The sequence below is a fragment of the Maribacter aurantiacus genome (assembly GCF_005780245.1).
Taxonomy (GTDB): Bacteria; Bacteroidota; Bacteroidia; order Flavobacteriales; family Flavobacteriaceae; genus Maribacter; species Maribacter flavus.
Map to the genome: position 1 here is coordinate 1,013,490 of NZ_VBUK01000001.1, position 12,477 is coordinate 1,025,966.

Consider the following 12,477-nt stretch of genomic DNA (forward strand, 5'->3'; position numbering starts at 1 on the left):
GTTTATGGGTTAATTTAAGTTCTTTAAAATTTTTGCCGGTATGCCCCCCACAACCGTGTTGGGAGGAACATCCTTATTTACCAGAGCGCCGGCGGCCACAACAGAATTCCTTCCTACCCTTACCCCAGGTAGGATGGTAGCTCCGGCACCGATCCATACATTTTCCTCGATGATTACTCTACTGGGAACCATGCTTTTTCTAGTCGCAATTTCCGTGGGATGGTTTTCCGAAGTGATGTTTACCCGGGGACCGATCATCACATCGTCCTTAATTTCGATACCGCCCAAATCCAAAAAGCTACAGGCGTGGTTTATGAAGATATTTTTTCCCAACGTAATATTGATACCTATGTTGGTGTAAAAGGGGGTGAACAAAGTAGTGCTGTCATCTACTTTTTTACCGATGATTTCGCCTAGGATACTGCGGATATCGTCCACATGGTCTGCCCGGTTCAGTTGATTCGACAGTTTTTTGGTTCTGTTGACCATTTCCCGTATAGCACCATAATCGGGGTCGTCCATGGGGATAACCTCGCCGGAAGTCAATCGTTTGAATATGTTTTTTTTGTTCATTTTCCCTTTGCTAGTGTTCGTACTTCAAACAAGTTCAGCACCCAAGAAGGTGGATGCGGATATCCCCGTAATAGTTCATTACCTAAGTGTATCCGAATGACTTTCAAATTGTTAAAAGATTGAAAGCTTGTCGGTTTGTATTGAAATAATCGGTCAGTTTACAAATTAAATTAGGGGAATGTAGTGATTAATTTAAAGAATCTAGGTCAATTCCATGTTAAAGTCTCAATTTGAGACAATAAAAAGTACGATACAAAAAAAAGCCCAAGAAAAATGGGACCACGCTGGTACATGTATCGCCATTGAATGTACGGTTAAAAACCCCTGTTTCTTTGGTTTTTCTTTCGGGAACCATCAAAACTGTAATTCAGCAGTACCGTCCAGATGAAATCATCTTCGGGCGAAATTTCAGTATCTATGGCCTTGTTTACGATGGCGGTAACCGATAACGGAAAATCCTTTTTCCCCAGGGTAAGGAATCCGGCCGTGTAAAACCCCTGTAAGTCGTCTTGGGTGAGGTAATACGCCTGTGGCGTGAAGTTGAGATACAGGTCGTTCGAAATGGGAATGTTGGAAACCGATGTGTTCAAAACCAGGAAATTGATCTGCTTTGTGCCCTCGTCAAAACCGCGACCGTGTAAATAGAACATGCCCACACTCCAGTTGTCATTAATCTGGTAATTGGGCACCAGCTCCCCGGCCAAATACCTTCTGGCCTCCAAAATATTTTCTGAGGCTCCGTTCCGTAGGATTTCAATGGTCCTAAAATTGAGAGCCGGATGGATTCCCGTGCGCAAGGTGAACCGTTTCTTTTCAATGGCCTGGTACCGAAACCAAAAAAGCATGCTCCAAGGTTTGCCCTCGAGTGCAAAACGCAGATCCGGTTCTATACTAAAGCGACCTTTTCTGAACTTTAAATCGACCAGCAAGGCCGGTTCTCCCAATGAGAAGGAAGGTACTAGGGCAATACCGTTATGGGTAAGGCTTATAGTCCCCCGTACCTCGTCCAAAAAAGGTTTGGATTCTTGGCAGAAGACTTTTGAAAAGGCAAAAAGGAAATAAAGTATGAACAGGTTACAGATTTTTTTCATCCTTAGTACTGGGACTTATTTACTTAGTTTTTTGGCTACCATATCATAATATTCTTGGGTCAGCACTTCGGTCCAAGTGGTAGGTGCATCACCTCCATAAAGTGCCAAATAGGTTACATCACTATTTTTGGTAGAAGCATGCCAATGCTCCACATCTTTATCACATTTTATAATGTCACCTTTATTAAGCACCACAGGTTCCTTCCCTCTTTCTTGGTAGTACCCCTCGCCTTCTACATAAATCAATATTTGGGGAGATGCGTGTTTATGCCAATCCAAAGTTGAATTTGCCTTAAAGGTTGCCTTGGTAATGTTGTAGCCCAAATCAGCATCATCGTGAATGATTCCGTTTAACCAGGCTTCGCCAATATAATGGGTATTTGGTGCCTTATTCCCCTCGTTGAGGTAAGAAGAAATGGAATACGTTGAATTTTGGGCGTTAATACTTGCAAAGGCACAAAAGATGAAGAAGGAAATTATTTTTTTCATAATTCTAGAATTTAATTTTTCTATCAGTGCAAAAATATCTAAGGATGGCAAGCCAAGTACTACCAAAATTACGGATATACATACCCGTATTACTGATTTTGGTAGTCTCACTTGATTATCTGTAAACCAATCGTTTATCTTTAACTAAAATTTAATTCCGTGGAAAACATACTTGAAATCAAAACTGTGGCAGATTATTTCAAATGGCGCAGTGCCAAACCTGATCACCCCTTGGTTGGTATTTTGGACTATGAGAAAACTGCTTCTCAACCAGATTATTCTTTCAATCGTTTACGCTTTGATTGCTATGCCGTTTTTTTGAAAATGGCCCAAAACTGCAAGATAAAATATGGTGGCGGCCAATACGATTTTGATGAAGGCTCTATGGTGTTTATGGAACCGGGGCAAGAGGTGGAGCTCACGTATGACCCGGACTATGTTCCCAAAGGTTATGCGCTGATATTTCATCCTGATTTGCTACTAGGAAGCGAATTGGGCCGAAAAATGAACGAATATAATTTCTTTTCCTACTCCGTTAAAGAGGCGCTTCATTTATCTGAGAGGGAGCGCGGACTAATTTTGAGCGTGCTTGACAAAATTCAATATGAACTGGAGCAAAATATGGACAAACACAGTAAAAAATTGATCGTTTCCAATATTGAACTGTTATTGGATTATTGCCTTCGTTTTTACGACCGACAGTTTTTGACCCGAGAAGTTCCGCATCAAAGTTCCCTAAGCAAGTTCGATTCTTTGCTTCGCGATTATTTGACCTCTGAAAAACCCCAAAAATATGGATTGCCTTCGGTAGGATATTTTGCGGATCAGTTGCATTTATCCTCCAACTATTTTGGTGACTTGGTCAAAAAGGAAACAGGGAAGTCCGCACAAGAGTACATTCGGGCAAAAATGATTGACGTCGCAAAAAGCAAGGTCTTTGACCCAAACAAATCGGTGAGTGAAATTGCCTACGAACTGGGCTTTAAGTATCCGCAACATTTTAGCCGTTTGTTCAAACAGCAAGTAGGGTATTCGCCAAAGGAATTTCGGTCGTTAAATTAACGACCAAAAAAAAGAGCAAGCTGGAAAGCTTGCTTTTTTATTGATCTACTTTTTTCCTTCACAAAGCCTCTGTACTTTTCTTGAACTCCAAGGTATTTATCTGCATGAGCATTTCCCCTTCCTTGGCATTTGGGTTCTTGACCACCAAATAGAGGTCATGGAAACCGTTTATATCCTTCACATCCACCGGGATGCTTTTTTGGGCAAGGGCCATTACGGACCTAAAACTGGGTTCCGGGCCTTTTTTCCCTCCAGCTTCCCACTCGCTTCTAAGGCGTTGTAATTCCTCCCTAAAGTTCAGTTCCAACGGCGCTATTTCTTCCGTGGTCGTGACCAAAGGTCCGTCCGGGGCATCCAAATGTACTTCGATAATACCGCCAATGTCCTTGGTACGGGTGGAGGCCTCCGCATTGATGACCATTTCTGCAATACCTGTAAAATCGATGTTTTTATAGGATAACCATCCGCCGTTCCTGTTCATCTTCAGGGCCCTGCTAGGTGTTATCAACAACTTGGTACCCTCCGCTTCGTCATATTGTTCCGAGGTTATGACGGGATTTCTCAAGGCGATGATCTTTTCGGAAGTGAGCGATTGCACTTTTTCCGTTCCCTTATCCGTATAGGCTACGCGCAAGAGGTAGCTACCTTTTCCATTTTCTTTTTGCGGTACAGATGTGATATAGCTTCCCGATAACGGTATCCTTTTAACTTCCTGTTCCGGATCGTTGAGGCCCATTATGTAGTCCACGATCAATGCCGCATCTTGCTCACTCAGGTCCGGATGGGCGCTCATGGCATGCTCGCCCCAGATTCCAACGCTACCACTGATAATCCGTTGGGCAATTTCCTTTTGCCCCTGGATATCGTTCTTGTACTTGGCCGCAACCTCCTGATAGCTGGGCCCAATGGAGCGGATATCCACGCGGTGACAGGAAAGACAGTCACTTTCATCGATCAGGGCCTTTCCTTTTGAGAGGGTGATCCATTCATCCGTACTCACGTGGTTCTGCGCAATTTCAATGGGGTCAAAACCTTCCGGTGCATAGTCGAAGTTGACGGCTACTTCTTCCTCCTTGATGCCACCATCCGATACGGAGCCATCTTCCTTGTCCGAAACCTTGATAGTATAGGTAAGCTGATTGTCCGGAAAGAAGAAACTTTGATTCCCTTCCACAATTACCAATTCAATGGTTGGCGGTTCATTACCCGCGGTCACCTTAAACTGCTGTTCGTTACTGTTACCTTCACTATCCGTCACTTGTAGGTTTACGGTATAGATACCTGCATCTTCCAAGGTGATTTTAGGATTTGGGCCATCCAGACTTTGGGAAAAGCCACTATCCGAGGACACTGTCCATTGATAGGATAACGCGTCGTTGTCATAATCCATGGTGCCTTCCGAGGAAAGATTTAGTTCAAGTGGTACCGCACCTGCTTTTTTATCCGCACTGGCCTGGATGATCGGAATCCTATTGCCTCCATTGTACTGTACTCTTTTGATCTGGGCATTTTCATTGCCTCGAAACCATGCAGAGCCATATTCCAATACGTACAGGTCCCCATCCGGACTAAATTGCATGTCTATGGCACTTGAGAAATTCTCTTTGGGTAAAAAAGGCTCCATGGATACATAGTCCCCATTTTCATCCATCGTTACGGCAATGATCCACCCGCGCATAAATTCCGTAATCAACCATTTGCCTTCATAATAGGCGGGGAAGCGTTTGTCCGATGCAGGGAAATCCGCTTGGCGGAACACCGGCCCACCGGTAGCGCTCCTACCGGCACTGCCCAATAGTGGAAATTCCTCTGAATAGCCATAAGGATACCAGAAAAATGCCTTTTGTGGTGGGGGCAACTCGGTAATACCCGTATTGTTTGGAGAGGTGTTCATCGGTTTTTCAACATCAAAATAGCCGTAAATGGAATCGGTTTCATAGTCATAGTCGGCATACGGCTTGTTGTCCCCAATAAAATAAGGCCACCCGAAAAATCCTGGACCTTTGGCCTGATTGAATTCATCATGACCTTTGGGTCCTTGGTCCAAATCCTCGGAGGCATCCGGACCTACCTCGCCCCAATAAATAAATCCGGTTTCATTATCGATGGAAATTCTCCATGGGTTTCTATGCCCCATGGTGTAGATTTCTGGGCGGGTCTTGGGCGTACCCTCCGGAAAGAGATTGCCCTCAGGTATAGTATAGGAACCATCATCTTCTGGGTGAATGCGGATAATAGACCCTCGTAGGTCGTTGGAGTTTCCGGCCGTTCTTTGGTCGTCCGAGGTTTCATGTCCAGGACGTTCGTCCAGATTGGATGTACCTTGCGGCGGGTTTGCCGTATTATTACCGATGGTCATGAACAGGTTACCATTTTTGTCGAATACCATTCCACCCCCCGTATGGCAGCATACTTCGCGTTGGGCAGGGTATTCCAGTACCACTTTTTTGGTATCGTCCAGTAGCTTTCCATCCCTGTATTCCCATCGAGCCAAAACATGTTTGGGTTCAACAGGGTCTGCATAGAGCATAAAAATCCAGTGATTGTTCGCAAAATCCGGATGGGCGACAATGCCCATCAAGCCTTCTTCAGCGGTCCTGGTCTGGCCTTCCTTGTTGGTGTAGATGGTATTCACAGAAACATTCCCCACGGTTTTGACGATTCTGGTATCCGTATTGAAGGATTTGACGCCTCCTTTTCGCTCTACCAAAAGCATTTCCGTATCGTTAATAAAGGTGAATGCCATGGGCTCGTCCAATTCGCCGGGTTCCGTTAAAACGGTGGTCGTAAACCTGTTTTCTTCCGGTTTTGAAAGGTCCGCAACCGGTTTTTCATTGCAGGCAACCAATAGAACAAAGGAACTTAACGAGAGTTTAAACCACGCGAAAACCATGGTTTTACAGCTTTTTGAATCTTTTTGCATCGGTTATGAATTGAGTTGGTAAGGACTAAATGTAAATAAAAGATGTATTTGGAACACTTTCTGTTTAACCTGTAAACACTTGGTTTAACAAAGATTTATGAAAGTTTTATAATTTAAACTCGGTCTTACCCTCAATTGCCTTGAAGATATGAGGGTAATGTTCCTCAATATTCCTTCTCATGAAATGCAAGGGAACGTCTTCAAAATGACCATAATCTTCCGTATATTCCATGAACAAGTTCCCAGAATTATTGTACTTCTGTAAAAAGGAATCGTTTTCACCGTCAAACTCCAATGGGGGAACATTGAATTTTTCGCAGAGCGACTTGTTAAAGGTAGGGGACATTTTAAGCCAGGTATCATCAAGAAGGGCATTGACCATCCCATGGGGTGTCAATTCGTTTGAACCAAATTTTTGGGTCAAACGCTCTACGGCAATATGATTTTTCACCTTGCCCAAATGCAGTCTGGCCGGAATGCGGGCCCCCCGTAAAAGCGATATCAATAGAATGGATTTTTCTACGCAGTTCCCGGTGGGTTTTTGTGCTATGATACTGGATCTATAATTCTCTTTTGAAAGGCTTATGTGATACGGGTCGTATTTCCACCCATCCCTGACAAGGGTATACAAGGTAATGGCTTTTTCCCTATTGGAATGTCCGTCAGCAAGGGATTCCTTGAGGATACCTTGGATGATATCGTGATTAAAATCAAAGAAGTAGGACGAATTTAGGTAGTTCATAAGCATCCGTAAATTTAAAAAAAGTAAGCAAGTTAGGTTCCAAAGACCGCAAGCTCCCATGCGAACGCTTTTTGGTTGTCCACAGATTTACACAAGCAGATTTCTTCACCCCACGATTGGAATCGTGGGGTAGTGGGATACTTTTTGATAAGACTATTTTCTTAATCTATCGTGATAATTTAATCTTTTGTTTCACCAAAAATTAAAAAATAGTTCCACAATATTACCTAATATAAAACTCATCAAAGCACCCCAAAATGAAATACGTCCAAGATCAAAACTATCTGTAAAAGCCAACCAAAAGGACCAAGCCGCGCAAATAAGAAACATGATTTTGGCATACATAGGCAATATACTTGGAAAGACACCAAATACATTAAAAAGAAAATCCATCAGGACCGAGAAACCAAATAGGGCCAAGGTAAAATTAACCTTTTTGTTACCGGTAAATAGATAAATTCCTGCGACCAACAATTCTACGCATAGTGCCAAAGGCCCAAACTGACCATAATATTCCCTTTTAAAATAGCTTGATAGCCCAGTAGGAAATTCTACGTCCAGGTAAAAAATGATTCCTAATACTATCGCTATTAGAACAAAAACAATAGCCGTAATCATCTTCAAAGTTTTATTCGGTATGTCCACGACGCACTAATTTTACGATTCGATTATATATGACTTCGGAAATATTCCAATTATACCCTTTAAAATTAGTGGTATTGGTGAATTGTACGATTACGGCATCCATATCTTCATAATATTTAGCTATGGTCTGGTATCCTGGTACCAATCCGGTATGGTCAAATTCATAAATAGAGGCATAGATTTCAAGCTCTCCACCGTTAAATACCGTGCCGTCATTTAGGGCCCTTAAAAAGATACCCACATCCTCCGCTGTTGCGACCATACCTTGGTCATCCGTTTTTAAGTCGGTATTATAACCCTCATACCTACCACTCATAACATCATCGAGATCGACATTATTAACAGATGCAAAGGTATTTTTAAGTTTTAGAGGGTTTAAGATTTCCCTTTTGAAATAATGAAACTCACTTTCTCCGGTTATTTTTTTAATCAGTTCCGATAGTAACAAATAGTTGGTGTTGCTGTATTCGTAGCCTTTTCCGGGTTCAAAAGTAGCCGGTTGATCCAAGATCAACGCTAGGTTTTCTTCGGATGTTTCTTTTGGGTTTGCCCAATAATTAAATGTATCGGTGTAGTTGGGAATGCCACTTCTGTGCTGGACCATCATGCGCAGGGTAATTTTATCGGCATATTCGATTCTGCCCTCTAATTCTGGAAAGTAATCGGCCAAGGTTTTATCCAAGGATAGCTGCTTGGCTTCTGCCAATTTAGCGATTGCTACGGCATGGTAAAGCTTACTTACGCTCGCAATTTTAAACAAGGCATCCTTTCGTGCAGGTATAGTATGGTCCCAATCATGCCAACCGGCCGTATACGTTTTTGGTAATTCACCGGCTTTATCCACATAGACTATGATGCCATCGAACCCTCTATCCAAAGCCTCTTCCACTTGTTCCTGTACCGAATTTGGTAATGGAACTATCCAGGCCCAAACAATAGACCATGGTACGAAAAACAAGGAGATTGCAGTACTCGTAAGCAATACGATTCTAAAAATAGTATGAGCCTTTTTTTTCATCATTTTAACTATAAGTCTTTAAGATAGGGATTCATTTCCCGTTTTAAGGTTCTCGTTATCGAAAGTGTTTTGTATTTCAGGTAGCTTTTTGTTCGGATTTGGTCTCATATCCCATTTCAATCCGAATAAAGGCCCTACGAATGGAATTCTACGTATTAGGAATTCAAAGATTAAAAAGCAGACCGCCATAGTGAATATTGTAATGATAATAAACTTAGCGGATACAGGTATATCCAGCGGTAGAATTAATAATGCTCCCAAATACAAAGCGAACATATGAACAATGTAGACTGGATATGCAGCTTGACTTAAATATATAAGCGTTTTGCTAGGTTTATTTAAATAGCCATAACCCATTCCAAATACCCATAGAATCCAACTTATAGATTCAAGGGACATTAAATACCCTGGTGCTTCGGTGGCAAAAACGGAATATCGAATCGCATATAATATGGCAGCCAAGCCAAAATACCCCCATTTCCATTGTAAGACGGTTTTCCAAAAACTAGTACCGCTGTACATAAACATAAAACCAAAAAGGAAAGCGAGCAATCCTAAAAAGAAGCCATGCCAAGTTTGGGCGTACATCGCAAAGGGTTGAGGTTGTAGTATATACGTTTCCAACATAAAGAAAAGGGCAATGCTTAGTGGTCCCAAAGGATGATTCATCACTTTGGACAGTACTTTTTGAAACGTACCATTCTCGAGTTTTCTTAGCAGAAAAAATAACGGCATAAGCAGTAGCACATAACAAAAGATATTTCCTAAAAACCATAAGTGGCCCATATGTGGAAAATAGTTTAGGGAAATTTTGTAAAAGCTTTGAAAAATATACATGTGAAGCGGTGTAATGGCCACGATTCCAAAGAGAAAAGGTAAAAGAATCCTTTTGGAACGTTCCCAAACTAATTGCTTCCAAGTACGTTTTTTCATAGCGAAATAAACACCCATACCGGAAACGAAGAATAAGAATGGAATGCGCCAGACATTTAGCATGTTCATGGGCTTCCACAGACCCTCCCATGAATTCTCACTTCTAATAAATCCCAAGAACATGGCCCAAGGTTGAAAAACAATCGCTATGTGATAGATTAGAAGTAGGCCTATAGCAATGACCCGTAACCAATCAATGTCGTATCTTCTTTGTGTTTTCATTGTAGTGGATTAAAATGTCCTATTGCAACATTATTGCAATGACTGGACGTGTTTTTTCTATTTCGGCAAGATCTAACTGTAGGCCCATGGGAGCCAACTGTTGCTGTAACATTTCATAAATGGGCTTAACTTCCTTAAAAGGACCCATTACAGATTCCCTAGCGGTAGCTCCGAAGTTATTTCGTTGGGATGTATCCGCATTGGCGTCCAATAAAAGCTGCACCATTTCTACCCGTCCAAAAAAGGCGGCAACATGTAACGCAGAAGCACCATCGTTATTTTTTGGGGACAGGTCAGCTCCCGCATCTATTAGTTTTGCAGCAATGTTTCCCTTGTCAAAAGTTATTGCGGTAATCAACGGTGTGGAACCACTCATGGCGTCTTTTTTGTTGATGTCCGTTCCAGAAGCAATGTGCTGTTCAACTACTTCTGCATTATTCGATAATATGGCCGTCTGTAGGTCCATAGTAGGTTTAGGGACGCTCTTTTCATTGGTAACAGCTGTTGTTACTTTTTCCTTGTTGGCCGATTCGCCACATCCTGTTAAGAATACTAACATAAGAGCGGAGATACCTACTCTGTTTTTAAACGATTTGAAAGAACTTGTTTTCATGACTTTTTGTTTTAAGATTATTAATCGATTTATTTGATGATACAAAGGTCGATGAGGTCTTGAAGCAAGGTTTACAAGCTATGCGGAATCATATATCAAGTTTCAGGAGGGGATAAAAACTATGGCGAATTCATATAAATTATGACGCAATGCAGGATTTATGACCCAGTGGTAAGCTATTAGAGGAAATACTGGAATTACCCATAATTTTCTATTTGCACACTTATTGGGATAGTGTCTTTTTTCACTTCTGCTACATTCGGTATGATTGATGATTTAAATGTTTCTTTCGTTTGAGCGCCAATTGAATTAATACGATGCTAATGGTCAAGCCATACTGTACGTCCAGAAAGGCATAGGTCAAAGTAAATTAAATTGGATTTTTAATTATTACTTCTTCTATGATTCGGTTTTGGTTTTCGCTCTGAACGTGTTTTGAATCAATTAGTAAATTATCCAATGTCAAGGATGGAAAAATCCTTTTTGCTCTTTTTAGCATTTTCTTACCGGGAAAAATAATATCATGCTGGGCAGCAAAAATTGTAATCGGCGTTTTAATATTGGCAGCATTCTTAGCATCAATCACGGGTACTGGTGTGAAGTCCATGTCAAACTCCAAAAACACTTTTGATAGGAATTTGAAAGCAAATTCATCCCTTTCGGTGAATAGTTCCGTTAAAAACTTCTCAATGTATTTTGGTTTTTTAGTCTTTATGTATCGTTTTATCGGAATGAAAATTTTGAACAATGCTATTAATGGATTGCCATTTACGATGTAAGCTGGGGCGGACAAATAGACTCCGGTAATCCTACTTTCATTGTATTCAAGCGTTTTCAAAATCACTAATCCGCCAAAGGAGAAACCTGCCATTGCTACTGAGTCTAAATTTAGATTTTGGATTAGTTCAATCATCCATTTTCCATAAGAATCATCTTTCATACTCAAACGGGTGCCAGCACTTTTATTTGGTTGAGCCAGAACATCAATAGAATATACTCGATGTGTTTTATGTAAGTTTGGATACGTTTCTAAAGCTATTGGTGCACAGCCATTTGAGCCATGCACCAAAATTATTGGTGGATTAGTTGAATTGCCAGTTGCAATTACGTTTGTTTCGCCAAAAGATGTATTCACCTTCAGAAATTTATGCGCAATTTTGAGTTCCTTTAGCTTTTCATCATATAGACTTAAAATAGCTTGTTTTCCTTGTTCTGTTTTGAAGAGTGTCTTCATGATTTTTTGTAGGCTGCTACATCAATACAGTTGTTGTTTTTTATAATTCAACAGATTGTATTCAATTTGTGGCCAGTATCCCATTTTTTTAGGATTATATTTTCTTTTTTAGTCACCGGTTGTCGTATTAATTTCTTCTATTATGAGATGTCCTAGTTCTGTTAACTCGCTATATTGTTCAATCATCGTATCAAACTGCCACGCAGCTAGACTTATAACATTTCTATAAGCAGGTTCTGCTGTAAACTCGATAAATGCTTCGTCATATTCAGATAGAGGTGTGGCTTTGGTTGCTAAGGAATCCAATGGCATAAACGCAGAAGCCAACATAAGTGACCTATCGAATTGCGAATCGAGATAATTTTCTTGGTACACGGCATATTGATTGTAATTTCGCTCATTTTCCGCTATGATATCCACTAAACCATGATATTTAGCCAATAGTGAATCAAGTTTGGTATTATTTATTTTTCCATAAAAACCAGAGTTTTTCAAAGATTCATACCCCCCTGAATTTGGTTTGAAATAGAAATCGGCAAAAGCAGCCCCACTTACTTTGAATAAAAAAAGATTTTCTTTTTCGGTCTTATTTAAAATGCTATTGCGGGCTTCTTTACAGATATCTGCAACTTGTTTTCGACCTTTTGTTAATCCTGCTAGTTGTTCTATATATTCAGCCGTATGAGTTTTAATTTTAGTCAAATATTCATGTAAGGAATCCTTATCCTTAATTGACTGGTTCCAATTGTTTATCTGTATGGCAATTAAAATTCCAATGACTACTAGAACGATTTCGCCTAACGCATACTTCAGATACTGCGTTTTCTTATTGTCTAATATTAACCTATGCCGAATTTTTCTAAATAATTTCATAGGTTAACTCAAATTAGCCGCAATGGTCTCTAGTAAGAAAAGTGCGGTTTTAGAACCGT

At 40.8% G+C, this 12,477-nt stretch carries 12 protein-coding genes; 1 reads left to right on the plus strand and 11 read right to left on the minus strand.

The features are described from left to right. Window positions 1-9: 9 nt before the first annotated feature. The 3 genes from FEK29_RS04305 to FEK29_RS04315 all read right to left on the minus strand — a co-directional run bounded on the left by FEK29_RS04305 (window position 10) and on the right by FEK29_RS04315 (window position 2,153). The gene (locus FEK29_RS04305) at window positions 10-573 is read right to left on the minus strand and encodes a DapH/DapD/GlmU-related protein (protein ID WP_138257141.1); all 564 of its coding nucleotides are present in this window, start codon (window positions 571-573) and stop codon (window positions 10-12) included. Between the two features lie 314 nt (window positions 574-887). Further along, the gene (locus tag FEK29_RS04310) at window positions 888-1,664 is read right to left on the minus strand and encodes a hypothetical protein (RefSeq protein WP_138257142.1); all 777 of its coding nucleotides are present in this window, start codon (window positions 1,662-1,664) and stop codon (window positions 888-890) included. A 15-nt stretch (window positions 1,665-1,679) separates the two neighbouring features. Beyond that, a complete protein-coding gene (locus FEK29_RS04315; RefSeq protein ID WP_138257143.1) occupies window positions 1,680-2,153 on the minus strand; it encodes a cupin domain-containing protein in 474 nt (157 codons plus the stop codon). Between the two features lie 159 nt (window positions 2,154-2,312). Here FEK29_RS04315 and FEK29_RS04320 point away from each other — a divergent pair, with 159 nt between their 5' ends. Then, on the plus strand, window positions 2,313-3,215 hold the full coding sequence (locus tag FEK29_RS04320) for a helix-turn-helix domain-containing protein (protein WP_138257144.1): 903 nt from the start codon (window positions 2,313-2,315) through the stop codon (window positions 3,213-3,215). Between the two features lie 58 nt (window positions 3,216-3,273). On the opposite strand, the gene FEK29_RS04325 is transcribed toward FEK29_RS04320, so the two are convergent. The 8 genes from FEK29_RS04325 to FEK29_RS04360 form a co-directional block, all read right to left on the minus strand. Then, a complete protein-coding gene (locus FEK29_RS04325) occupies window positions 3,274-6,138 on the minus strand; it encodes a PQQ-dependent sugar dehydrogenase (protein WP_205123386.1) in 2,865 nt (954 codons plus the stop codon). Window positions 6,139-6,244: 106 nt separating this feature from the next. Beyond that, a complete protein-coding gene (locus FEK29_RS04330; RefSeq protein ID WP_138257145.1) occupies window positions 6,245-6,880 on the minus strand; it encodes a transglutaminase-like domain-containing protein in 636 nt (211 codons plus the stop codon). A gap of 192 nt (window positions 6,881-7,072) precedes the next feature. Then, complete coding sequence (locus FEK29_RS04335; RefSeq protein WP_138257146.1) at window positions 7,073-7,498, minus strand: hypothetical protein; 426 nt, start codon at window positions 7,496-7,498, stop codon at window positions 7,073-7,075. Between the two features lie 10 nt (window positions 7,499-7,508). Beyond that, on the minus strand, window positions 7,509-8,546 hold the full coding sequence (locus FEK29_RS04340) for a serine hydrolase domain-containing protein (RefSeq protein ID WP_138257147.1): 1,038 nt from the start codon (window positions 8,544-8,546) through the stop codon (window positions 7,509-7,511). A gap of 15 nt (window positions 8,547-8,561) precedes the next feature. Then, window positions 8,562-9,698, minus strand: a complete 1,137-nt coding sequence (locus FEK29_RS04345; protein ID WP_138257148.1) for an acyltransferase family protein — start codon at window positions 9,696-9,698, stop codon at window positions 8,562-8,564. A 19-nt stretch (window positions 9,699-9,717) separates the two neighbouring features. Beyond that, window positions 9,718-10,311, minus strand: coding sequence for an ankyrin repeat domain-containing protein (locus tag FEK29_RS04350; protein WP_138257149.1), 594 nt, complete (start codon window positions 10,309-10,311; stop codon window positions 9,718-9,720). A 370-nt stretch (window positions 10,312-10,681) separates the two neighbouring features. After that, complete coding sequence (locus FEK29_RS04355) at window positions 10,682-11,545, minus strand: alpha/beta hydrolase (RefSeq protein WP_138257150.1); 864 nt, start codon at window positions 11,543-11,545, stop codon at window positions 10,682-10,684. 108 nt (window positions 11,546-11,653) lie between these two features. Further along, window positions 11,654-12,418, minus strand: a complete 765-nt coding sequence (locus FEK29_RS04360; RefSeq protein WP_138257151.1) for a DUF6090 family protein — start codon at window positions 12,416-12,418, stop codon at window positions 11,654-11,656. Window positions 12,419-12,477: the final 59 nt, after the last annotated feature.